Annotated in this window: 21 protein-coding genes, 1 tRNA gene and 2 pseudogenes; 15 read left to right on the top strand and 9 right to left on the bottom strand. The window is 47.3% G+C overall.

Annotated features, from left to right (window positions below; all coding sequences use genetic code 11):
* The first annotated feature begins 58 nt into the window (after positions 1–58).
* The 13 genes from HMPREF9446_RS19120 (at position 59) to HMPREF9446_RS09990 (ending at position 9589) form a co-directional block, all read left to right on the top strand.
* On the top strand, positions 59–472 hold the full coding sequence (locus HMPREF9446_RS19120; RefSeq protein WP_009125528.1) for a hypothetical protein: 414 nt from the start codon (positions 59–61) through the stop codon (positions 470–472).
* 1 nt (position 473) lies between these two features.
* On the top strand, positions 474–926 hold the full coding sequence (locus tag HMPREF9446_RS10045) for a hypothetical protein (RefSeq protein WP_009125527.1): 453 nt from the start codon (positions 474–476) through the stop codon (positions 924–926).
* 302 nt (positions 927–1228) lie between these two features.
* On the top strand, positions 1229–1816 hold the full coding sequence (locus tag HMPREF9446_RS10040) for an LOG family protein (RefSeq protein ID WP_009125525.1): 588 nt from the start codon (positions 1229–1231) through the stop codon (positions 1814–1816).
* Complete coding sequence (locus HMPREF9446_RS10035; RefSeq protein WP_009125524.1) at positions 1813–2544, top strand: DUF4271 domain-containing protein; 732 nt, start codon at positions 1813–1815, stop codon at positions 2542–2544. The genes HMPREF9446_RS10040 and HMPREF9446_RS10035 overlap by 4 nt, the downstream gene beginning before the upstream one ends.
* A 4-nt stretch (positions 2545–2548) precedes the next feature.
* Positions 2549–3301 (top strand): uroporphyrinogen-III synthase, encoded by a 753-nt coding sequence (locus tag HMPREF9446_RS10030; protein WP_009125523.1) that lies wholly within the window; start codon positions 2549–2551, stop codon positions 3299–3301.
* A 139-nt stretch (positions 3302–3440) separates the two neighbouring features.
* Positions 3441–3818 (top strand): ribonuclease P protein component, encoded by a 378-nt coding sequence (gene rnpA, locus HMPREF9446_RS10025; RefSeq protein WP_009125522.1) that lies wholly within the window; start codon positions 3441–3443, stop codon positions 3816–3818.
* Complete coding sequence (yidD, locus tag HMPREF9446_RS10020; protein ID WP_039969011.1) at positions 3815–4036, top strand: membrane protein insertion efficiency factor YidD; 222 nt, start codon at positions 3815–3817, stop codon at positions 4034–4036. Before rnpA ends, yidD begins: the two co-directional genes overlap by 4 nt.
* Positions 4033–4689, top strand: coding sequence for a TatD family hydrolase (locus tag HMPREF9446_RS10015; RefSeq protein WP_039969010.1), 657 nt, complete (start codon positions 4033–4035; stop codon positions 4687–4689). Before yidD ends, HMPREF9446_RS10015 begins: the two co-directional genes overlap by 4 nt.
* Positions 4690–4801: 112 nt before the next feature.
* Positions 4802–6094 (top strand): tyrosine--tRNA ligase, encoded by a 1293-nt coding sequence (gene tyrS / locus HMPREF9446_RS10010; RefSeq protein ID WP_009125519.1) that lies wholly within the window; start codon positions 4802–4804, stop codon positions 6092–6094.
* A gap of 92 nt (positions 6095–6186) precedes the next feature.
* Positions 6187–6257, top strand: a tRNA-Gln gene (locus tag HMPREF9446_RS10005).
* Positions 6258–6498: 241 nt separating this feature from the next.
* A complete protein-coding gene (kduI, locus tag HMPREF9446_RS10000) occupies positions 6499–7341 on the top strand; it encodes a 5-dehydro-4-deoxy-D-glucuronate isomerase (protein ID WP_009125518.1) in 843 nt (280 codons plus the stop codon).
* 55 nt (positions 7342–7396) lie between these two features.
* Complete coding sequence (locus HMPREF9446_RS09995; RefSeq protein ID WP_009125517.1) at positions 7397–8200, top strand: gluconate 5-dehydrogenase; 804 nt, start codon at positions 7397–7399, stop codon at positions 8198–8200.
* Positions 8201–8335: 135 nt separating this feature from the next.
* Positions 8336–9589: a DUF4861 domain-containing protein gene (locus HMPREF9446_RS09990; RefSeq protein WP_009125516.1), complete on the top strand. Its 1254-nt coding sequence runs from the start codon at positions 8336–8338 to the stop codon at positions 9587–9589.
* Between the two features lie 169 nt (positions 9590–9758).
* Here the strand turns inward: HMPREF9446_RS09990 and HMPREF9446_RS09985 are convergent, their stop codons facing one another.
* The 3 genes and pseudogenes from HMPREF9446_RS09985 to HMPREF9446_RS19450 form a co-directional block, all read right to left on the bottom strand.
* Positions 9759–10415, bottom strand: coding sequence for a polysaccharide deacetylase family protein (locus tag HMPREF9446_RS09985; protein WP_009125515.1), 657 nt, complete (start codon positions 10413–10415; stop codon positions 9759–9761).
* A gap of 100 nt (positions 10416–10515) precedes the next feature.
* Positions 10516–11850 (bottom strand): annotated as a pseudogene (locus tag HMPREF9446_RS19455) (hypothetical protein); the annotation flags it as partial.
* Positions 11851–11946: 96 nt separating this feature from the next.
* A pseudogene (locus HMPREF9446_RS19450) lies at positions 11947–13899 on the bottom strand (glycosyltransferase family 117 protein); the annotation flags it as partial.
* 655 nt (positions 13900–14554) lie between these two features.
* Here HMPREF9446_RS19450 and HMPREF9446_RS09975 point away from each other — a divergent pair.
* The gene (locus HMPREF9446_RS09975) at positions 14555–16222 is read left to right on the top strand and encodes a DUF4091 domain-containing protein (RefSeq protein WP_009125509.1); all 1668 of its coding nucleotides are present in this window, start codon (positions 14555–14557) and stop codon (positions 16220–16222) included.
* Between the two features lie 132 nt (positions 16223–16354).
* Positions 16355–17200 carry an SGNH/GDSL hydrolase family protein gene (locus HMPREF9446_RS09970; protein WP_039969027.1) on the top strand — a complete coding sequence of 282 codons (846 nt, stop codon included), beginning with the start codon at positions 16355–16357 and terminating at the stop codon, positions 17198–17200.
* 14 nt (positions 17201–17214) lie between these two features.
* On the opposite strand, the gene HMPREF9446_RS09965 is transcribed toward HMPREF9446_RS09970, so the two are convergent.
* From HMPREF9446_RS09965 to purD, 6 genes are all read right to left on the bottom strand, one after another.
* The gene (locus tag HMPREF9446_RS09965; protein WP_009125507.1) at positions 17215–18054 is read right to left on the bottom strand and encodes a metal ABC transporter ATP-binding protein; all 840 of its coding nucleotides are present in this window, start codon (positions 18052–18054) and stop codon (positions 17215–17217) included.
* A gap of 25 nt (positions 18055–18079) precedes the next feature.
* Positions 18080–19033: a metal ABC transporter solute-binding protein, Zn/Mn family gene (locus HMPREF9446_RS09960; protein WP_039969023.1), complete on the bottom strand. Its 954-nt coding sequence runs from the start codon at positions 19031–19033 to the stop codon at positions 18080–18082.
* A 19-nt stretch (positions 19034–19052) separates the two neighbouring features.
* Positions 19053–19709 (bottom strand): tRNA (5-methylaminomethyl-2-thiouridine)(34)-methyltransferase MnmD, encoded by a 657-nt coding sequence (mnmD, locus tag HMPREF9446_RS09955; RefSeq protein ID WP_009125505.1) that lies wholly within the window; start codon positions 19707–19709, stop codon positions 19053–19055.
* A gap of 68 nt (positions 19710–19777) precedes the next feature.
* Positions 19778–20242 carry a YqaA family protein gene (locus HMPREF9446_RS09950; RefSeq protein WP_009125504.1) on the bottom strand — a complete coding sequence of 155 codons (465 nt, stop codon included), beginning with the start codon at positions 20240–20242 and terminating at the stop codon, positions 19778–19780.
* 24 nt (positions 20243–20266) lie between these two features.
* Positions 20267–21265 carry a hypothetical protein gene (locus HMPREF9446_RS09945; RefSeq protein WP_009125503.1) on the bottom strand — a complete coding sequence of 333 codons (999 nt, stop codon included), beginning with the start codon at positions 21263–21265 and terminating at the stop codon, positions 20267–20269.
* 9 nt (positions 21266–21274) lie between these two features.
* Positions 21275–22549: a phosphoribosylamine--glycine ligase gene (gene purD / locus HMPREF9446_RS09940; protein ID WP_009125502.1), complete on the bottom strand. Its 1275-nt coding sequence runs from the start codon at positions 22547–22549 to the stop codon at positions 21275–21277.
* Positions 22550–22554 lie beyond the last annotated feature (5 nt).

The following is a 22554-nucleotide window of genomic DNA, read 5'->3' as shown; positions in this document are numbered from 1 at the left end:
TACTACGAATGTTCAGCCTTACAAGTATAATGGTTAGGAGTATGATGCGAATAAGGGCTTGAACTGGCATGACTATGGTGCACGGTATTATGATATAAAGGACAATGAACCCGTTTTCCAGATTGTAAACCAAGATAAATTGACAAAAACTACCAGTAGTGTAGTTATGGCTGAAACTTATAGAAACAGTCTGGATATAAAAATTGGAACGAAAGCAGTTCCCAATATGCTGAACAATAATGATAATCGGACTTTTGCTCATGAACTTGGTCACTCTGGAGGATTGGATCATACAATGGATTTGGAGAACTTGATGACACAGAAATTCATAATTCAGAAGGAAGATGGAGATTATCTTAAAGCGACTCTACTGAACCGTTCTCAGATACAGACGATTCGAGATAATTATATTCATAACAAGTTGAACAGGCATATTCCAAACTGGAGACAAAGGCTTAAAAAGAGACAATAATATGAAGACACGTATATTTATTTTTGTGACCATATTTACTGTGTTGATGGGATGTGTTGAACATTCGATTCCAAAAAATGATTTTATGATTTTAGTTTCTACAGGTTTTAAAGAGCGTACCGGTAAAGATTATATAAAATGTTGGGTAAATGACAGCTTAGTATTTAAAGGTATGTATATAAATAAAACCAATGACCAAGAACTAATTTATTATGAAGATTGGATTGGTATGGAAGTTGCATGTTTTGACAAGAGCGAATACGACAGTCTGAAAATAAAGATACGTGTCATAGCTCTAGACACAGTATTGTATCGTGGAAAGAAAGTCATAGATAGTACGTTTCGATACCGGATTGACAATATTCCCAATATTGCAATTTCATGTAGCTCCAGTGCTGGTATTTTGTTGTGGGATACTTTACGCACCCCTGATTATTTTTGGCTTGAATATTGATTTATAAAAACCTTTGATTCGCCAAACCAAATGATTTCCTGCTTATGTCATCAGATGTGGGCAGGGAGTTTGTTTTTTTGCTTAGCTTCATTGACAATCTGTCTTTTACCTTCTATCTGTAATTTTCCGGGACAGCTTTTTCAAGTAAAAACATCGGTTCTGCTATACTTTGTGGAACAAGACGGATTTCCCGAACACAAAAAATAGCAGACAAGAAATAGGAAAGATATCTGCCTCTGTTTCAAATCTCCTTGAAATCACGTACCTTTGTACACATATTATTAAGGTAGAGTAAGAATACGATGAATAAGATAACTTCCGTATGCGTTTACAGTGCATCAAGCACGAAGATTGATCCGGTTTATTTTGATGCTGCCCACGAACTGGGTACCCTGCTGGGGCGGCAGCGTATCCGTCTGGTTAACGGGGCAGGCAATATGGGGTTGATGTCTGCTGTGGCGGATGCAGTGCTGGCGGCAGGAGGGGAGGTGACCGGTGTAATACCTCGTTTCATGGTAGAGCAGGGATGGCACCATACGGGGCTGACCGAGCTTCGGGAGGTGGAAAGCATGCATGAGCGAAAGAAGATGATGGCGGACTTGAGTGATGCCGTTATTGCCTTGCCCGGTGGTTGCGGTACTTTAGAGGAATTGCTTGAAGTCATTACTTGGAAGCAACTGGGGCTTTATCTCAATCCGGTTGTCATACTGAACACAAAAGGCTATTTTGATCCGTTGCTTGATATGCTCCACCGGGCAGTGGACGAGAACTTTATGCGTCAACAGCATGGTGCTATCTGGCATGTGGCCCGGACACCGCAAGAGGCTGTCGAATTGATACATACCACCCCTTTATGGGATGCTTCCATCCGTAAGTTTGCGGCGATATGATGAATCTGCTGATAGCCTGGATGACGGCAGGTCCGGAAGGAATTCCTATTCCTTATTCTCCGCGAATGGATGACGGCATTACCGCCATTCTCTTGTGTTGCTTTTTTCTGTCGTCTTATGTCCTGTCCCGTAGCCGTAAGTTTCTGTTGCAACTGGTAAAGGATTTTTTGTTGCACCGTGAACGTACCAGCATATTTGCTACTTCCACTGCGGCAGACATGCGCTATCTGTTGCTGCTGATTCTGCAGACTTGTGTGCTTGCCGGAGTCGCTGTCTTCAGCTATTTCAGTGATGTACAACCTGCATTGGTGCAGCATGTTCCCCCTTTTCTCTTGCTGAACATCTATATAGGGGTATGCCTTCTTTATCTTTTCCTGAAATGGGTGGCCTATTCCTTTTTGGGTTGGATTTTTTTTGACGAAAGTACAACGGCGCTTTGGCTGGAATCTTATTCGACACTACTTTATTATTTGGGATTTGCTCTGTTTCCTTTCGTTTTGTTTATAGTGTATTTCGATTTAAGTCTGCAACTTACGATAATAATCGGATTGCTTTTAGCCTTTTTTGCTAAAATATTAATGTTCTATAAGTGGCTAAAGCTTTTTTGTGACAATTTATATGGTGGATTACTTTTAATTTTGTACTTTTGTGCCCTTGAAATCATTCCTTGTTTTATGTTATATCAAGGAATGATACAACTAAACGATTTTTTGATAATAAAATTTTAGGACGTTGAAAATAAAGAAAGTACTTGTGTCGCAGCCGAAACCGGCATCAGAGAAATCTCCTTATTACGACATCGCCGAAAAGTACGGTGTGAAAATAGATTTTCGCCCGTTCATCAAAGTGGAGAGCCTTTCATCAAAAGAGTTCAGACAACAGAAAGTGTCCATATTGGATCACACTGCTGTCGTTTTTACATCGCGTCATGCCATTGACCACTTTTTCCATCTTTGTACGGAATTACGTGTGACAATTCCGGAAACTATGAAGTATTTCTGTGTGTCAGAAGCCATTGCCTTGTACATTCAAAAATATGTGCAGTATCGTAAACGCAAGATTTTCTTTGGAAATACCGGAAAATTTGATGATTTATTGCCTGCAATTATAAAACATAAAACTGAAAAGTACTTGGTTCCCATGTCGGATGTACATACGGATGAAATCAAGAATTTGTTGGACAAGAACAAGATTCAGCATACAGAAGTTGTCATGTATCGTACGGTAAGCAATGATTTTGGTGCCGATGAAAAGTTTGACTATGACATGCTGGTGTTCTTCAGTCCGGCAGGTATCAGTGCCTTGAAGAAGAATTTCCCGGATTTCGAACAGAAGGAAATTAAAATCGGGACATTCGGCTCTACTACTGCGCAGGCGGTTCGTGATGCCGGGCTTCGTCTGGATTTAGAGGCTCCCAGCGTACAGGCTCCTTCTATGACGGCGGCGCTTGATATGTTCATCAAGGAGAATAATAAAGGAAAGTAATATATCAGTTATAAGCTACCGGTTACAAGCTACAAGTGGGCTGCGCTGCAAATGCGTATGATACTTGTAGCTTGTGTCCTTTTAAGGGGAGAGGTTCTTTGACTCCGGCTGGTAGTTCGTAACCCGTAACTAAAAAGATATGCCCAATACTTTGCGTAAACCTGAAAGGTTGAATCGGAAGAAAGTTATAGAGAAGATGTTTGCGGGTGGTTCCCGTTCATTTTCAGTCTTTCCCTTGCGGGTGGTATATCTGTCTGTAGAGGAATTGGAGGCACCTGCTTCTATCCTTGTCAGTGTATCGAAGCGTCGGTTCAAGCGTGCCGTGAAGCGTAACCGTGTCAAGCGCCAGATAAGGGAGGCTTACCGTATGAATAAGCATGAGTTGCTGCGTGTGCTGGAAGAGAAGCAATGTCGCCTGGCTATTGCTTTTATCTATCTTTCAGATCAGTTGGTGGAGTCTTCCGTTATAGAAAATCGAATGAAGACTGCTTTGGCGCGCATTGCTGAGAGCGTATGAAACGGTTGATTTCATATCTTTTGCTGCTTCCCATCTACTTTTATCAGAAGTGCATTTCGCCCATGTTGGGGCCGTCATGCCGTTTTACGCCTACATGTTCGCAATATGCAGTGGAGGCTATAAAGAAACATGGACCTTTCAAAGGACTTTATCTGGCCGTGAAGCGTGTCCTGCGCTGCCATCCTTGGGGAGGTTCCGGATACGATCCCGTTCCATGAGGTTGCCTGTCGATATACATACGCACCGGTTGCCACAGATGCCGGGAGAGGCAATCGTGAACTGTTATCCTGAAACATTTGTTCCGCAGGAAGGCGGCTGGTACTCGGTAGGAATCCATCCGTGGTACGTTGCTTCATCCATAACCGGAAAAGATATCTCTTCGAAACGGTTTTCAGACAATTTCCTTTCGTTGCTGCGTCATCCCCGGGTGCTTGCCGTAGGCGAGGCTGGATTGGATAAATTGGCAAACGCTCCCATGTCCATGCAACTGGAGATTTTTGCGTTCCAGGCCCGTCTGTCTATGGAACTGGACAAGCCTTTGGTTATTCACTTGGTAAAGGCTGTGGATGAGTTGTTGAAAATGAGGGGGGCATTACGCCCTTCGAATCCATGGATTATTCATGGATTTCGTGGAAAAGCGGCTTTGGCGGAGGAGTATCTGAAGCATGGATTTTATCTCTCTTTTGGCGAGAAGTATCAGGCGGATGCCCTTCGTGCGGTTCCTCTTGATCATTTGTTTATAGAGACGGATGAAAGTCCGCTTCCGGTGACCGGGCTGTATGAACAGGCTGCGGCGGTGCGTGGGGTTTCATTGGGAGAACTCTCGGAAGCGATCCGGGGAAATATAAGCAAAGTCTTTTTTAAACAATAAGAGTTGTTTCTTCGAATAAAGTGTCGTACTTTTGCGGAGACTAAATGATTTTTAGGTCTTTAGTATGATATGGATATATAATCGTTTAAATAATTTTAGATAATCTCATTCGATGAATTTTGTAGAAGAATTAAGATGGCGTGGCATGCTCCACGATATGATGCCGGGTACGGAAGAACTTCTGGCCAAGGAACAGGTGACCGCATACATTGGCTTTGACCCTACTGCGGACTCTTTGCACATCGGACACCTTTGCAGTGTGATGATTTTGCGTCATTTCCAGCGTTGCGGACATAAGCCGTTGGCATTGATCGGCGGTGCGACGGGTATGATCGGTGATCCTTCCGGTAAGTCGGCAGAACGTAATTTGCTCACCGAAGAGACGTTGCAACGTAACATGGCAGGTATGAAAGCGCAGCTTTCCAAGTTTTTGGATTTTGATTCGGATGCTCCTAACCGTGCCGAGCTGGTGAACAACTACGACTGGATGAAAGATTTCTCTTTCCTTGATTTTGCCCGTGAAGTAGGCAAGCATATCACCGTAAATTATATGATGGCGAAAGATTCCGTGAAGAAGCGTCTGAACGGTGAGGCTCGTGACGGTTTGTCTTTTACAGAATTTACTTACCAGTTGCTGCAAGGTTACGACTTCCTGCACTTGTACGAAACCAAAGGTTGCCGGTTACAGATGGGAGGCAGTGACCAATGGGGTAATATTACGACAGGTGCCGAGCTGATTCGCCGTACGAATGGAGGTGAGGTGTTTGCGCTGACCAGCCCGTTGATTACGAAGGCCGACGGTGGTAAGTTTGGCAAGACGGAATCAGGAAATATCTGGCTGGATCCCCGTTATACTTCTCCTTACAAATTCTATCAGTTCTGGTTGAACGTCAGCGATGCGGACGCTTCCCGTTACATCAAGATATTTACCGCATTGACCAAAGAAGAAGTCGATGCCCTGATTGCCGAGCATGAAGCTGCTCCGCACCTGCGTGTGTTGCAGAAGCGTCTGGCCAAGGAAGTGACTATTATGGTTCACTCTGAAGAAGACTATAATGCTGCGGTTGATGCTTCAAACATCCTGTTTGGTAATGCAACTTCCGATGCATTGAAAAAGCTGGATGAGGATACGCTGTTGGCTGTGTTCGAAGGTGTTCCTCAATTTGAGATTTCTCGTGACGCATTGGCTGCCGGTGTGAAAGCCGTTGATTTATTTGTAGATAATGCGGCGGTTTTTGCTTCTAAAGGTGAAATGCGTAAATTGGTACAAGGTGGTGGTGTTTCCTTGAATAAGGAAAAGTTGGCTGCTTTTGACCAGGTAGTTACAACGGCCGATTTGCTGGATGATAAATACTTGTTGGTACAGCGCGGCAAGAAGAATTACTATCTGATTATTGCAAAATAATACATAGATAGAAAAAATAGTCCCGAAATATTTGGATATTTCGGGACATACCTCTATCTTTGCACCGCTTTTTAACAGAAAGCACATAAGTTTGGACTATGGTGTAATGGTAGCACAACAGGTTTTGGTTCTGTTTGCCCAGGTTCGAATCCTGGTAGTCCAACATCGATACAGCTATTTGCAGCTAAAAACCCTCTAAAACGGCTAATTTTAGAGGGTTTTTTTTGTTGTTGATTCATCCCACCATCCTTGAAAAACAGGATCCGTATAAGAATTGAACGATATTGATACATAATTGGCACAAATTTGCACGGTTTCTCCATTTTCTTTCCCTATATTTGCATCGTGTACGTAAACGACGTACCTTGAACCGGATGTATAACTTTTAAGACGTAATAATTATCATGAAAACGAACTATGAAATTCGCTATGCCGCGCATCCAGAAGATGCCAAAAGCTACGATACGAAAAGAATCCGTCGCGACTTCCTTATAGAGAAGGTATTCTCCCCGAATGAAGTAAATATGGTATATTCCATGTATGACCGTATGGTGGTAGGTGGAGCCATGCCGGTGGGAGAAGTGCTGGGTTTGGAAGCTATCGATCCGCTGAAAGCACCTTACTTTCTGACCCGTCGTGAAATGGGTATCTTCAATGTAGGCGGTGCAGGCATAGTGAAAGCCGGTGATGCCGTGTTCGAACTGGATTATAAAGAAGCCCTTTACCTGGGCTCGGGTGACCGTGAAGTTACATTTGAAAGCAAGGATGCCGCCCATCCCGCTAAGTTCTATTTCAATTCTGTAACTGCACACCGCAATTATCCGGACAAGAAGGTGACCAAGAAAGATGCTGTGGTTGCCGAAATGGGGTCTCTGGAAGGCTCCAACCATCGTAATATCAATAAAATGCTGGTAAACCAGGTATTGCCTACCTGCCAGTTGCAGATGGGTATGACGGAACTGGCACCGGGCAGTGTGTGGAACACTATGCCTGCACACGTTCACAGCCGCCGTATGGAAGCATACTTCTATTTTGAACTTCCGGAAGAGCATGCTGTGTGTCACTTCATGGGTGAGGTGGATGAAACACGCCATATATGGATGAAAGGCGATCAGGCTGTATTGTCTCCCGAATGGTCTATCCATTCGGCTGCCGCTACCCACAACTATACTTTCATTTGGGGTATGGGAGGTGAAAATCTGGATTACGGGGATCAGGACTTCTCGCTGATAACAGATTTATTATGAGCATCTGCTTATAAACGTAAATACAATAATTTCTCTAATTTAAATAATTAATATTATGAATCCGTATTTGAATTTTTCTTTGGAAGGTAAAGTAGCCCTCGTGACAGGTGCTTCTTATGGTATTGGTTTTGCCATCGCTTCAGCTTATGCAGAGCAGGGTGCTACTATCTGTTTCAACGATATCAACCAGGAGTTGGTGGACAAAGGTATGGCTGCATACACTGCAAAAGGTATCAAGGCACACGGTTATGTATGTGATGTAACGAATGAACCGGCTGTCCAGGCCATGGTAGCTACCATTGAAAAAGAGGTAGGTACTATTGACATCCTCGTAAACAATGCCGGAATCATCCGTCGTGTTCCTATGCACGAAATGGAAGCTGCCGACTTCCGTCGCGTAATCGATATTGACCTGAACGCTCCGTTTATCGTTTCTAAGGCTGTCCTGCCTGCAATGATGAAAAAAGGTCATGGTAAAATTATCAATATCTGCTCTATGATGTCTGAACTGGGCCGTGAAACCGTATCAGCTTATGCTGCTGCCAAAGGCGGTCTGAAGATGTTGACCCGCAACATTTGCTCTGAATATGGTGAATACAACATCCAGTGTAATGGCATTGGCCCGGGTTACATCGCTACTCCCCAGACTGCACCGTTGCGTGAAAAGCAGGCTGACGGCAGCCGCCACCCGTTCGACTCATTCATTTGCGCCAAGACGCCTGCCGGCCGTTGGCTGGATCCGGAAGAACTTACCGGTCCTGCGGTGTTCCTGGCTTCTGAAGCTTCTAATGCAGTAAACGGACACATCCTTTATGTGGATGGCGGTATCCTGGCCTACATCGGCAAACAACCTAAATAAAAAACTGTAAAGCAGCTAAGGCGGTAAGAGTGATAGGGAAATATCGCTTTACCGCCTTACTTTTTATAATCGGACAGCTTTGTCGCCTTAATTACCTTAGATACTTATCTACGTATTATTACATTATTTATCAGTATGAAAAAACTTCTTCTATTATGCATGACGGCTTTGTTTTGCTTTGCTTGTAACGAGAGCAAGACTGTAACCGTCACGGTGGCCAATCCGTTGGCTGTAGAGCGCTCTAACGAAATGATAGAGTTGTCTATGGCAGAAATCTCCAACTGTCTGAACTTGGCGGATACAGCACAGATTGTTGTGTTGGATGCTGAAGGGCAACAAGTGCCCTGCCAGATTACTTATGATGAGAAACTGATTTTTCCCGCTACCGTAGCCGGTAATGCTACTGCCGTTTATACTGTCCAAACCGGTACTCCCGAAGATGTGGAGGTAAAGGCTTGCGGTAAATGCTATCCCGAACGTCTGGATGACGTGGCTTGGGAAAACGACCTGGTTGCTTTCCGTGCTTATGGTCCTGCCCTGCAGGCCAGAGGGGAACGCGGTTACGGATATGACTTGTTTACAAAATATAACACTACAGAACCTGTTCTGGAATCGTTCTACGCGAAAGAAGTGGATAAAGACGCCCGTGCCAAAATTGCTGAGTTGAAAGATACCGATCCCAAGGCGGCAAACGAGTTGCGTAATTCCATCTCTTATCATATCGATCATGGTTTCGGCATGGATTGCTATGCGGTAGGTCCTACGCTGGGAGCCGGTGTAGCGGCGTTAATGGTGAACGATACCATCATTTACCCTTGGTGTTACAACACTCTGGAGATTCTTGACAACGGCCCGTTGCGTTTCACTGCGAAGCTGGTTTTTACTCCGTTGGATGTAAAGGGTGACACTACCGTTGTGGAGACGCGTGTGATTACTCTTGATGCAGGTTCCCATCTGAACCGGACTGCCGTGTCCTACAGTAATCTGAAAGAGACCCTTCCGGTTGTCACTGGTATCGTATTGCATGAGCCTGACGGTGCCGTGGTGGCTGATGCAGCCAATGGCTATATCACTTATGTAGATCCTACTACCGGACCGGGTAATGGCAAGATTTTCATGGGCGCCGCTTTCCCTGCCGCTGTGAAGGATGCCAAGGTTGTCCTCTTCCCGGAACAGGAAAAGAAACAGCGTAACAATGCAGACGGCCACGTACTGGCGGTCAGTGATTACGAACCGGGTTCTGATTATGTATATTATTGGGGGTTCGCTTGGGACAAGGCGGACATCAAGACAGCTGATGCCTGGAACCGATATATGGCGGACTTTGCCCAAAAGGTACGCAATCCGTTGAAGTGCAGCCTCACCTCCGGGAGGGGGTATCAAAACTAAAATGACCACTCCCCAAAGTTACAGCTTATAACTATAACACTTAAAAGGGTCGTATCAAGCTCTGTATTGAGTAATGATACGACCCTTTCTTTAGTCTTTTAATATGTTCAGATTTCAAATGATAAGTTCCTATTTTCGAAATTTGAGTTTTGACGCACCCTCGTGAGGCTCACAGTAATTTGAATTCATACCCTTCCTCCTTCAGGAAATCAATGGCCCGTGGCAGTGCGTATTGCAGGTTTCCGTTCTCCCAGGACTTCAGCGAGTCGTGGAAAGTGATGATGGAGCCGTTGCGCGCATATCTCATGACATTGGCGAGTACCTGCGGACCGCGCAGCTTCTTACTATAATCGCGGGTCACAAGGTCCCACATTACTATCCGGTAAGTCTGTTTCAGGGTGAGATATTGGTTGGCGAACATGTGGCCGTGCGGCGGGCGGAACAGGAGCGGGTACAACACCTTCTCCACATTGCAGTTGATATCACCGCCCATTTCCATGAAAATTCTCGCTTGCTCGGTATTTCCCAAATAATTTCTGGCGGTATATTCAAATCCACGGATATGATTGAACGTGTGATTGCCGATGCGGTGTCCCCGTTCAACAACCATTCGGAATTCTTCGGGATACTTCCGTATATTGTCACCTACCATGAAGAAAGTGGCCTTGATATTGTGCTTGTCGAGTAAGTCGAGCACCCAAGGAGTCACTTCGGGGATAGGGCCATCGTCGAAAGTCAGATAGACAGCCTTTTCATTAGGGTTCATCCTCCAGATTGCACCGGGATACAGTTTACGAAGAAACTCGGGAGGTTGTTCTATAAACATAATTAAAAGGAACCTCACCCCGGCCCCCTCTCCGAAGAGAGAGGGGAGGTTTGAGGATGGTTTTATTGGTGAATACTATGTCATAATCGAGGGTAAGGGCTCACTTCATGCGGTCCACATACATATTATACAGTTCCTCTACTTTAGGCTCGTAGATTCCGGCAAGTTTGGAATTGTACTTCTTCATGATTTTCACTTCTGCATCAAGCACAGCCCAATGATATTCAAATTCACGGGTAGAGATGGCAAAGCGGTTGTTGTCCAGGCTCAGATAGTAGGTCGTGTATTCTACGGCCTTGTCGGCAAGGGCCTTCATGATTTCGTCCGCTTTGGCTGTTTCACCCAGCTGGTAATAAGCCTCTGCCATCTGTGCGGCACCGTTCATCCAGTCGTAAGGCACATTGTAGGCCGGGATTACTTTCTCTGCATAGTCCAGTGCAGCCTTGGCCTTGTCTTTTTTGCCTTCTTTCATCAGCTGCTGTACAAGTTGCGAGAAGATACGGCGGTGCGAGTGGCACATGCGCATGGCATTCTCGTCGATATAGATGCCCGGCTTGTCGATGCCGCCGTACTTGAACTTATTCATCAGGTTATCGTACATCTTCTCCGAATCTATCGTCACGCCTGTCTTGGAGGTGTCAAACGGAGTAAAGCGATAGGCGAGTCCTTCCTGTATGAAGTGGTTCTCCATATTCAGCTGATTCTCTTTGCCCACACTGATAGCGATATAGACAGGGCGTTCCCAGTTGGCTTCACTGAGCATTTCGAGCATCATCAGTTCGCTCTTGTAGAGGGCGCGTTTGCCTTTCAGCGAGATATTCATATAGTCGGGGATGCTGTCGCCCGGAATCATCATTCCGCTGCGGCGTACGGCCTCCTTATCCACCTTGATGACGATGCTGTCCGTGGGGATGACTTTCAAATCCTGGTTCTTGTTGCGTACCCAGTTTTTCAGGATATTCTTGAGCTCGTACGGGTTGTCGCCGAACTCTTTCTTCACGTTGACCAAAGCTTCGGGATTTCCGTTCAAGGCCTGTTTCTCGGCTTCGGCATAGAGGGCGTCGATGCTCTTCTTGTAGTCCGGACGGATGGGGACGTATTCGTTGGTACCTTCCACATATTCCATACGCTCCCAGGTGATGGGCAGCGACGGGCTGTCGTAGGCAGGACGCTTCATCTGGTCGATGTACCAGTCCGTTTGCAGGTACGAGAGGTTACAGGTACGCGCGTCGGTACGGAAACCTTCTGTTTCCTGATTATACCATAATGGGAAAGTGTCATTGTCGCCATTGGTGAAGATTACCGGGTTACCGCTTTCCTGTAGAGACATCAGGTAATTTTGGCCGAAGTCACGCGTCATGTAACGGCCGCTGCGGTCGTGGTCGTCCCAAGTCTGGCTTGCCATCTGCACGGGGACAAGGAGACAGATGGATGAAAGAATGAAAGAATGAAGGAATGAAAGGTTCTCGCGCTTTTCCTGTGTCATCGCTTTCACTCTTTCATTATTCATTATTAATTTCTGCGTAGCATGAATCAGTCCCGCCACGCCCATACCGATCCAGATGGCGAAAGCATAGAAAGAACCCGCGTACGCATAGTCACGCTCACGTGGCTGGCTCGGAGTCTGGTTCAAGTAGAGCACGATGGCTATGCCGGTCATGAAGAACAGGAAGAACACTACCCAGAATTGCTGGATGCCTTTCTGCCCGCGATAGGCTTGCCACAACAGGCCGATGATACCCAGCAGCAGCGGCAGGCAATAGAAGACGTTATGTCCCTTGTTCTGCTTCAGCTCTTGGGGCACCAGGCTTTGGTCGCCAAGCAGCCAGTTGTCGATGAACGGGATACCGGTTATCCAGTTGCCGTGTTCTATCTCTCCGCTGCCCTGTATGTCGTTCTGGCGTCCGGCAAAGTTCCACATAAAGTAGCGCCAGTACATCCAGTTGAGCTGGTAGGAGAAGAAGAACTTGATATTTTCCCATTGCGTGGGAATGTTTACCATGACCATTTCACCGCATTTGTCGTAAGGCACATCATTGCCTTTGATGTCTTGCCAAGCAAGGTATTGCTGTGTGTGCGCACTGCTGTACATGCGCGGGAAAAGCATATTCTGGGCATATTCGTACTCGATGCGTCCGGGAATCTCAATGTAGCTGTCTTTTTCATCGGGAGTAGCCTTTTCCTTGCGGATGAACTTGGTCCCGTTGTAGGAGATGCGTGGCTCGCAATAGCCGTCTTTCACATCCAGCGCCACCTGTGACGAGAACGCCGGTCCGTAGAACAGCGGGCGTGTACCGTACTGTTCGCGTCCCAGATATTCGCCCAGTGTGAAGATATCTTCCGGTGAGTTCTGGTCCATCGGCGTATTGGCGGTGGAGCGGATCACGATCAGTGCGTATGAGGAATATCCGATGACAATCATCATCGTACAGAGCAATGCCGTGTTCAGCGTGCGCGCCGATACGCGGAACTTTTCCTTCAAGTTGCCTTGTGTCTTGGGGTTAAGGTATAACCACAGCAGCGCGATGACAATGATGCCGATCATGACGGCGCTGCCGCCATGGCCGTAGAAAGGGATGCCCAGCATAGCTATGGTCAGTATGAACGAGAGCGCCATGCGTTGTCTGCTCTTCTCCGTGTAGCTTTCGTATATACCCCAGATGAGGCAGGCGGCCAATAGAATGATATAGACGAAGACGCCACTGTTGAAAGGCATGCCCAATGAGTTGACAAAGAGCAGCTCAAACCATCCGCCCACTTTCACGATGCCCGGTACGATGCCGTAAAGTACGGCTGCCACCAGTACCATGGATGCGAAGAGTGCCAGTAAGGAGCCTTTGGCGTTGGCATCGGGCACTTTCTTGTAGTAATACACCAGCACGATGGCGGGCAGGCAAAGCAGGTTCAGCAAATGCACGCCGATGGAAAGCCCTGTCAGGTAGGCAATGAGAATCAGCCACCGGTCACTATGAGGCTCGTTGGCTACGTCTTCCCACTTCAGTATCAGCCAGAATACGACGGCGGTGAACAGGGAAGAGAAGGCATATACCTCACCTTCCACGGCGCTGAACCAGAAGGTATCGCTGAATGTGTAGGCCAGTGCGCCTACCAGGCCGCTGCCCATAATGGTAACCAGTTGTCCTCGGGTGATGTTATTTTCGTCTGTAACTACGAGTTTACGCACCAAGTGGGTGATGCTCCAGAAAAGGAACAATATGCAGGCACCGCTCATCAGGGCGCTCATGTAGTTCACCATCTTGGCAACGGTTGTTGTGTCCGAAGCAAATTGCGAGAACAGGTTGGCCACTAGCATGAAGAACGGTGCGCCGGGCGGGTGTCCCACTTCCAGTTTATAGCCGGTTGTGATGAACTCCGGGCAGTCCCAAAAACTTGCAGTCGGCTCGATGGTCATACAGTAAACCGTTGCTGCAATGATAAATGTAATCCAACCTATGAGATTGTTTACGGTTTTGTACTGTTTCATTCGGATGAAATTCGTTATTTGTTATTTTTCTTGTTTTCAGTTGCTTGGCGCAAACGGGGCAAAGATAATGAATTCTATCTTAAATAAGTGACAATAAGGGGGATTATTAGGATAGGTTAAGGGAAAGGCATCCGGCACGTGCGAGCATGGGAACTGAGTGGATGGCTGTAAGGAATGCCGGAAGATAGAGATATCCTTTTTATAGTGATAAAAAGTAATGTTTTTGCCGGTTTTGCTGTCATGCGTTGTTTGACGTAAGCACTGATTTAGAACATTTTGTGGATATTTGTCTTATAAAGATACGCTGTTTCCTGTATATTTTTCCGCTTTTGCTTTTTCGGTGTTCCAAGGCTTTCAGCGGTGTGATTTTTATTTATTAGAAGAGCGCCAGTTATGTCATATCATTCATAATCTGCACTTTACGTTTTTCTGCTTTCGTGTTTCCTTTCATGCAGGCGACGGGACGTGAATACGGGATTCTCGTGCGATAGAAAATACAAAGTGTCAGAATGGCAAAAGCAGGGGCTGTCATTCTCTGAAACGGGTATTCGTTCCTTTTCTTTCATACATCTATGTATAATTTTGTTGGAAGGCAGGAAATTTGGATGTATATTTGCAAAATACAATTGTTTCACCTTCAATATATGATGATGCTATGAAGAAACTATTTTCTTTTTCTCTGGTTGCCTTTTTCCTTTCCTTTTGCCTGGAAATTGCGGCAGCGGAAGGACCGCTGAAGGCAGCCTGGAGTACTACCGACTGTCTGGTAGGTAAAACCGAGTGCCCGTCTCCCTTCGGGAACGGCAAAACGCAAAAGTTTACGGCCTGGCGTGGAGAACGCCTGCATGCCAAGATTCTGCTCTGGTCTTCCACAGACGGCGGTGAGGTCGGTTTTACCGTAGAGGAGCCTCAGGCAAATCATTGGGTAGATGATGCCACCACCGGCTTTTTGCGCTACGTGATGACCGATGAGCTGAACAAAGATGGAAAAGGAGGGTGTGGATATCGCCCCGATAAGACTCAGTTTGATTCATCTTTAGTGGCAGACCGCATAGAGCCGATACGTTCCCTGCGCTATGAGGCAAAGACCGTACAACCGGTATGGATCACTTTCGATGTTCCGCATGATGCCGTTCCCGGACTGTATAGAGGAACGGTTTCCATAACGTATGACAATAAGGTATGCAGCGTGCTCCCTTATTCCATTCGTGTAATTGACCGTACATTGCCCGAACCGGCTAAGCAGAAGTTCCATCTGGATCTCTGGCAGAATCCTTTTTCCGTGGCGCGCATGGCCGGTGTACCCCTTTGGAGCAAAGAACATTTTGATGCCATGCGCCCGTTGATGGAGCGGTTGGCAAAAGCCGGGCAGCGCGGCATTACAGCCACTATCACCCACAAACCTTGGAATGGGCAGACGTATGATTATTTCGAGGACATGATTACCGAAATCAAGCGTGCGGACGGTACCTGGATGTACGACTATACGGTATTTGACCGTTGGGTGGAGTTTATGCAGTCTTGTGGGGTCGGTCCCTATATCTATTGCTATTCCGTTATTCCTTGGGAGCTGACTTTCCGTTATTATGATCAGGCTACCAACTCGATGGTGGATCGCAAACTGGCTGTTGACAGCCCCGAATTTGATGAATATTGGGTGAATAAGTTGAAGGCTTTTGCTTCACACCTTAAAGAGAAGGGCTGGTTCGGGCAAACCATCATCGCTATGGATGAGCGTCCGGAGAAAAGCATGAAGGCTGCCTTACGGGTGATACGCAAGGCTGATCCTGCCTATAAGATATCTCTTGCAGGTAATTATCACGAGGACTTGAATGCTGAACTGTTCGACCTCTGCATACCTTACGATAATAAATATCCCGAGGGAGTGGTAGCTACGCGCAGGGCGGCAGGAAAGATTACTACTTTCTATACTTGTTGTGCGGAGGCCTTCCCGAATACATTCAGCTTTTCGCAGCCTGTGGAGGCTTCCTTGTTCGGCTTGATAGCAGCCGAGCGTGGGCTGGACGGCTATCTGCGCTGGGCATACAACAGTTGGGTGGAGTCGCCCGATCAAGATACCCGTTTCCGTACCTGGGCCGCAGGTGATACGTATCTGGTGTATCCAATGAATCAGTCTTCCGTCCGTTTTGAGAAGTTGATTGAAGGCATACAGATGTTCGAGAAGATACAGGTGCTGAAGTCAGATCCGCGCCGGGCACGTATGGTCGGCCGGTTGCTGCAACCGTTTGCCTATGATAAGATCAAGGGCGCTTCCTTGCAGAAGGAGATAAGGAAAGTCAATGCTTATCTGAATTCGAAATAAGCGTAGATTGCTTGTAATAAAATCCGGGCTCATGATAAATAATGAGTCCGGATTTTATTTTTTTGTATCTGTTTGAAAGGGAATATGCGGAAAATGTGTAATTTTGTTCGTCGTATCAATTATTTTTTTGCAATGAATCGGAAAATATCAGCATGTCTGTTGTCGGCTCTACTCTTGTCTGCTGACGCGTTTCCCCTTGGATATCTTTATGCCGGAGGGGACTTTGTGGAACAAACTACCGTTATGGAAAGCCAGTGGAAAGGCAAGCGCGTCGCTTTTCTGGGCGATTCCATCACGGACAAGAAACGTATCGGGACAACAAAATGCTACTGGGAGTATCTGGCGGAAATGTTGGGGCTGCAACCTTTTGTCTATGCCATCAACGGCAACCGCATGGACGGCATCCTGAGACAGGCCAACCGCCTGCTGGAAGAACGTGGGGACAGCATTGACGCCATTATTATCTTTGCAGGGACAAACGACTATAATGCAGGCATACCTGTGGGAGAATGGTACAAGGAGGGTGAAAAGGAAGCGCAAGTAGCCGGTCCTTCCATGGAATTGCGCAAGCATCGTGAACCGGTGATGAACGACTCTACTTTTAAGGGGCGGATCAATCTTGTCATGGACTTTCTTAAAACGAACTATCCTGACAAGCAAGTCATTATGTTGACTCCTCTGCATCGTGGCAAAGCGCGTTTCAGTGACAGGAACGTGCAGCCGGAGGAAGCTTTTCCCAATAAGAACGGTGTGTATGTGGATACGTATGTGCAGGCCGTGAAAGAGGCTGCCAATGTATGGGCGGTTCCGGTTATTGATTTAAATGGTATCAGTGGGCTTTATCCCTTGAATGATTCACATACCCGCTACTTCCATGACGGGGAGACAGACCGGTTGCACCCTAACGCTGAGGGGCATTACAGAATGGCAAAGGCATTGATGTATCAGTTACTTGCTTATCCGGCTTCCTTTGACTGATATATGCCGTTTTTTTAATGTTTGTGCTCTCCCAATATTCTGTGCGGTAACGTTCCATGTCCCAATAGTTCTATCGGGCAGTTGAAGTTCCGTTCCAGCCATTCTTCCGTAATTCCGGTATCGGGATGGTAATCCAATGTCTCGTTGACACAGGCGATGGACTTGACTTGCTGTAACACCGTGCCTATATCATGGCTGACTAGGATAATGGCGCAATCTTTGTTGATTTCCGCCAGCAGTTCGTAAAGGCGGGCTTCGAAACGTTTGTCGATATAGGTGCTGGGCTCATCGAGGATGACGACTTCGGGATCGGAGATGATGGCACGTCCCAACAGGGCGCGTTGCAGTTGCCCCCCGCTCAAGGCGCCGATGGCGCGTTTCTCCATGCCTTCCAGTCCCATGCGGGCAATGACGGAAAGGGCTTTTTCACGGTGTTCGGATGTGAAACGGGAAGTGAGGGATTTCTTGCTGCTAAGCCCTGAGAGGATAACCTCTTCTACCGTGATGGGAAATTTGCGGTCTATACTGCTGTATTGGGGAAGATAGCCCATTGTCAGCGGACGGCATATAATCTCTCCTCCGGAGGGTTTCAACAGGCCGAGGATACATTTTATCAGTGTGGTTTTTCCTCCGCCGTTTGGACCGATGATACCCAGGAAATCACGTTCGTAAACGTTCAGGTTTACATTGCGCAATACAAGCCGTCCGTCGTATCCGGCACTGAGGTCTCTTATTTTGATTAAAACCTCGTCTTCGCCCCCTTTCCGGAAAAGTGGGGAGGAAGGTGACGTTCCGTCTGTAGTTTGTGGCGCGCCTGTAGTTTGTTTATTGTCTGGTTTCCGTACTTCTTCCATGTTTCCTTAGGTTTACAATTGTCTGTCATTCTTTTCCTTTCCTCTCTTCCGGAGAGGAACCGGGGGCGAGGCTTTCTGCTATTCTCATCATTTCCGTTTCCCAGTCGTATGAAAGGGGGTTGATGCTTACCACTTGCGTCCCTGTTTGCCGGGCGATGAGGTCGGCATTGCGGCGGTCAAACTCAGGTTGTATAAAGATGACACGTACTTTTTCTTCCTTGCAGGTGTTTATCAAGTCTTTCAGATGCGAGGGGGAAGGTTCCTTTCCTCCGGCCTCGATGGGAATCTGATGCAAGCCGTAGTCGCGGGCAAAGTAAGAAAGCGCCGGATGGTAAATCATGAAGGCGTGGTCGGTATCAGCGTGCGAAAGTATTTGGCGGATGAGGCTGTCTGTACGTTCAATCTGTCGGCAGAGGCCGTTGTAGCGTTCTACATAGGCGTTTTCGTTGGCTTTGTCGATGGTACACAAAGCACTCAGGATATTTCCGGCGATGATTTGGGCGTTGGTGGTGGAGTTCCATACGTGTGGTTCTACGCCACCGGCATGCTCATGTTTATGTGCCTTGTCCGAAGCTCCTCCGCCGTCAGCTTCCGGATGATGGTGGGGATGGCTATCGTCGTAGATAAGTTCGATTCCCTGGGATGTGTCGAAGAATTGCAAGTGTGGGGCATTGTCCGTCAGACGGTCTATCCAACTCTGTTCAAAGCCTATATAGCCGATGCGGAAATAGGCTTTGCTTTGGGCAAGATCAACGAGTTGCTGCGGAGAAGGGTCATACGTTTCCGGGCTGGTTCCTTTGGGAACCATGCTGACAACCGTGAAGCGGTCTCCGGCAATGGCTTCGGTGAAGTACCGTAAAGGCTCGATGGTGACGGTAATGACGGGCTTGCTGTCATTGCTGTTCTGAGTTTGGCTGCCTCCCGGTTTGCAGGAAGTGGCCAAGATGGTTATGAGGAGCAACAGATATGTCTTTTTCATTGTCAAATCATAAATAGGTTTATATTTCACTTACTTTTGAGGCGCGCAATATTTCCCGCTTGCCTCCGGGAGGTCCCGGAAGGCGCTCCACTTTGAATCCGACGGATTGAAGCATCCGGCGTATGATGCCTTTGGCGCAATAGGTGGTCAGTACTCCGCCTGCATTCATACTTGTGTATAAATTCCGAAAAAGTGCCTCGTCCCACATTTCCGGCTGCTTTTCGGGGGCAAAGGCATCGAAATAGATAACGTCGAAGGAGCGCTTAGTGTTTACTGCTTTTCTTGCGTCTTCCCGTATTTTCTTCAAGGTGAAGTAAGGGGTGATGGCTACATCTTCTTCCCACGGTACCGAATGCAGTGTCTTGAATAACGGGTTGTCGCTGTATTTCAGTACATCTACTTCTTCCCAGGCAAGCGGATAAAGTTCGATGCCGGTGTAGTGCACGGGGCGTTTGTCCGCTTCGGCTGCTTCCAGGGTGAGCAGTGCGTTCAGGCCGGTTCCGAAACCTATTTCAAGGACCTGTGGATGGGCGGTGGATACAGCTTTCAGCCCCATATCGATGAAGATATGCAGGGACTCGGTACGTGCTCCCTTTACCGAATGGTAGTGTTCATTCAGTTCGGGTACAAACAAGGTTGCACTTCCGTCTTCAGTTTGTTCTATTATTCGTTGCATCTGTTTATCTGTCTTGTTGTATCTACAGATTATACCTGTATATCCGGTGGGCTGTATGCCTCTGTCTGTCAGTGTATCATGGAAATGGCTCCCTGCAAAGCCAGCAGCATGGCAATGTACCGCAACAGCTTGCCGGCAAACATGGATGTTGTCGTAAGGAAAACATTGCTTCGCATAAACCCCAGTGCAATGGCTATGGCTTCTCCTACGAAGGGCAGAAAGGCGAAGAAGGCCATCAGTGCGCCTTTCCCCTGCAGGAAACGCTGTGTCTTTTCTATCTTTTCCTTTTTGACTTTGAAATATTTCTCAATCCAGTCTGTCTTTCCGAGATGTCCCATGTAGTAGCATGTCATGCCTCCCAGGGTATTCCCTAAAGTGGCGGCAAGCACACAGACGGCCGGGCTGAGCCCTACTTTGACCAGTGCCACCATGACCAGTTCGGAGCTGAACGGGATGATGCTTCCTGCCAGCAAGGCGGAAATAAACAGTCCGAGATATCCCCAGTCAATCAGTAATTGTGTAATTGTCTCCATTTCAGTATATCTTTATTTCATTCTTCATTTCAACGTCCATATATTAAACCCGAACAAGAGGAACAGTCCGACAAATGTGCAGATAAAGAACAGGTTGGAACTGCGGCTGTTGGTCAATACAAACAGGTGCCCCGCCAGAATGCTGACTCCGATGAACAGAAAAGACAGCAGGTGGACGCTAAGTGCCGATTGTAACCCGATATAGACAAAAATGCAGAAATCCAGCAAAATCAAGAAGTTCAGGTAACTGCGCGTACGTATCTTGTCTTCATAACCGGTTATCAGGCAATGGATGGAACTGACCAGGAACAGGACAAGCAGGTATCCGATGGTAGCCATTTCCCAGGGCAGGAAATCCGGCCGGATAGGGGTAAAGTTTGCTAACTCCCGGAAAGGCTGGTAGAATATATCCGTCTGTCCGGAGAGATAGGCATAGCCTGACAAGAACCAATAAGGTACACTCCAGCCTATCAGTGAGGCGAGGAAACTTTTGAGGTTCAGTGACTGGAAGTTGTAGGCTCCTATCCAGAAAACCGGTGCGAAGAACGTAAGTTGCGGAAAAAGTATGCTGCCCACGCCGATGAACACGAATGTGTGGAAAAGGTAACTTGTAGGGGATGCATGCTGATAACTTTTGAACAGGAAAAACAGGGCAATCAGGAATGCCGCTGCCGCCAGATCTCCCGCATAGAGCATGTGTATGCTGGGGCATACAGATATCAACAGGAAATAGACAGCTGTCTGTACGGATGCCCGCATACGGATAATGCCGAACGTATTGTTCAGCTCTATCAGAAAATATCCTATGATACCATATAAGATGAAACTGAGGAAACGGCAGGACCATCCGGGGATACAGATACTGCTGAACGTCTCCCAAAGGGGATAACCGGTTTTCTGTGCTTCCATTCCGGGTAATAGGATGGCTGTCAGTATCCAGCAGGTTACTGAAATAAGGATAGCGGCAGGGAGTGTCAGGCGCCCTGCCGTAATCCGGGTCTGGAGTCGTTTGGTACGATACATTTATGGTTTCTACAGATCAAAACCGATGTCTCTTCTGAAGTATTTCTTTTCGAAATCTATCATGTCGGCCACTTTATAACTCTTGGCGAGGGCTTCTTCTTTGGTATCGCCATACGAACATACAGCGATGACGCGTCCACCGTTAGTCACGATATTTCCGTCTTTCAAGGCAGTTCCGGCATGAAACAGGATGCTGTCTGTCTGTGCAGCTTGCTCAAGTCCGGTCATCACCTTGCCTTTTTCGTAGCTTTCGGGGTATCCGCCGCTTACCAGCATGACGCAGGCCGCAGTGCGGGGATCAAGTATCAGTGACTTGGTATCGAGGTTCATTTGATGAACGCCTTCAAAAAGTTCCACGATGTCGCTTTGGATACGCAGCATGACGCTCTCGGTTTCGGGGTCGCCCATGCGTACGTTGTATTCAATGACCATCGGCTCGCCTTTCACATTGATGAGGCCGAGGAAGATGAAACCTTTGTAGAGGATGTTCTCCTCGAGCAGCCCGTTGATGGTAGGTTCAATGATGCGCGTGCGGACTTTCTCCATGAATTCGTCGTCGGCAAAAGGAACAGGGGTGACGCTGCCCATACCGCCGGTGTTCAAGCCTTTGTCGCCCTCACCGATACGCTTGTAATCTTTGGCTACAGGGAGTACTTTGTAGTTCCGGCTGTCCGTCAGGACAAATACGGAGCATTCTATACCGCTGAGGAATTCTTCGATCACTACCGTGGCGCTGGCATCGCCGAACATGCCTCCCAGCATCTCCTTCAATTCTTTTTGGGCTTCTTCCAATGTGGGCAGAATCAGTACGCCCTTGCCGGCACACAGACCGTCTGCTTTCAGCACGTAGGGAGCTTCAAGAGTTTCCAGAAAGGCAAGGCCTTCGTTCAGTGTCTGTGCAGTGACGCTCTTGTAGCGGGCTGTCGGTATGTTGTGGCGTTGCATGAATTCCTTGGCGAATTCCTTGCTTCCTTCCAGTTGGGCACCTTTGGCCGTGGGACCGATAATGGCGATATGGCGGGTGGATTCATCTTCTTTGAAACTGTCGAAGATACCTTGTACCAAAGGATCTTCGGGACCTACCACGATCATGTCGATGCTGTTCTCAAGAGCGAATGCCTTGAGTGTGCTGAAGTCGGTAGCTTTGATGTTTACGTTTTCGCCTACTGCGCTTGTTCCGGCGTTGCCGGGAGCAATGTATAGCTTCTCTGTTTTAGGGCTTTGGGCTATTTTCCATGCCAAGGCGTGCTCGCGGCCGCCTGAGCCTAACAATAATATTTTCATTGAAT

It is taken from the genome of Bacteroides fluxus YIT 12057 (genome assembly GCF_000195635.1).
Taxonomy (GTDB): Bacteria; Bacteroidota; Bacteroidia; order Bacteroidales; family Bacteroidaceae; genus Bacteroides; species Bacteroides fluxus.
The sequence above is the reverse complement of the archived record's forward strand: the minus strand, read 5'-3'. Positions and strand labels throughout refer to the sequence as shown.

What these genes read in the sequence shown, in the direction of transcription:
- purD (WP_009125502.1), bottom strand. Translation starts at nt 22,549, where the DNA reads ATGAAAATATTATTGTTAGGCTCAGGCGGCCGCGAGCACGCCTTGGCA.
- HMPREF9446_RS09985 (WP_009125515.1), bottom strand. Translation starts at nt 10,415, where the DNA reads ATGTTTATAGAACAACCTCCCGAGTTTCTTCGTAAACTGTATCCCGGT.
- kduI (WP_009125518.1), top strand. Translation starts at nt 6,499, where the DNA reads ATGAAAACGAACTATGAAATTCGCTATGCCGCGCATCCAGAAGATGCC.
- HMPREF9446_RS09970 (WP_039969027.1), top strand. Translation starts at nt 16,355, where the DNA reads ATGAATCGGAAAATATCAGCATGTCTGTTGTCGGCTCTACTCTTGTCT.
- rnpA (WP_009125522.1), top strand. Translation starts at nt 3,441, where the DNA reads ATGCCCAATACTTTGCGTAAACCTGAAAGGTTGAATCGGAAGAAAGTT.
- HMPREF9446_RS09975 (WP_009125509.1), top strand. Translation starts at nt 14,555, where the DNA reads ATGAAGAAACTATTTTCTTTTTCTCTGGTTGCCTTTTTCCTTTCCTTT.
- HMPREF9446_RS09960 (WP_039969023.1), bottom strand. Translation starts at nt 19,033, where the DNA reads ATGAAAAAGACATATCTGTTGCTCCTCATAACCATCTTGGCCACTTCC.
- HMPREF9446_RS09990 (WP_009125516.1), top strand. Translation starts at nt 8,336, where the DNA reads ATGAAAAAACTTCTTCTATTATGCATGACGGCTTTGTTTTGCTTTGCT.
- HMPREF9446_RS10040 (WP_009125525.1), top strand. Translation starts at nt 1,229, where the DNA reads ATGAATAAGATAACTTCCGTATGCGTTTACAGTGCATCAAGCACGAAG.
- tyrS (WP_009125519.1), top strand. Translation starts at nt 4,802, where the DNA reads ATGAATTTTGTAGAAGAATTAAGATGGCGTGGCATGCTCCACGATATG.
- HMPREF9446_RS09945 (WP_009125503.1), bottom strand. Translation starts at nt 21,265, where the DNA reads ATGTATCGTACCAAACGACTCCAGACCCGGATTACGGCAGGGCGCCTG.
- HMPREF9446_RS10035 (WP_009125524.1), top strand. Translation starts at nt 1,813, where the DNA reads ATGATGAATCTGCTGATAGCCTGGATGACGGCAGGTCCGGAAGGAATT.
- mnmD (WP_009125505.1), bottom strand. Translation starts at nt 19,709, where the DNA reads ATGCAACGAATAATAGAACAAACTGAAGACGGAAGTGCAACCTTGTTT.
- yidD (WP_039969011.1), top strand. Translation starts at nt 3,815, where the DNA reads ATGAAACGGTTGATTTCATATCTTTTGCTGCTTCCCATCTACTTTTAT.
- HMPREF9446_RS10015 (WP_039969010.1), top strand. Translation starts at nt 4,033, where the DNA reads ATGAGGTTGCCTGTCGATATACATACGCACCGGTTGCCACAGATGCCG.
- HMPREF9446_RS09950 (WP_009125504.1), bottom strand. Translation starts at nt 20,242, where the DNA reads ATGGAGACAATTACACAATTACTGATTGACTGGGGATATCTCGGACTG.
- HMPREF9446_RS10045 (WP_009125527.1), top strand. Translation starts at nt 474, where the DNA reads ATGAAGACACGTATATTTATTTTTGTGACCATATTTACTGTGTTGATG.
- HMPREF9446_RS09995 (WP_009125517.1), top strand. Translation starts at nt 7,397, where the DNA reads ATGAATCCGTATTTGAATTTTTCTTTGGAAGGTAAAGTAGCCCTCGTG.
- HMPREF9446_RS09965 (WP_009125507.1), bottom strand. Translation starts at nt 18,054, where the DNA reads ATGGAAGAAGTACGGAAACCAGACAATAAACAAACTACAGGCGCGCCA.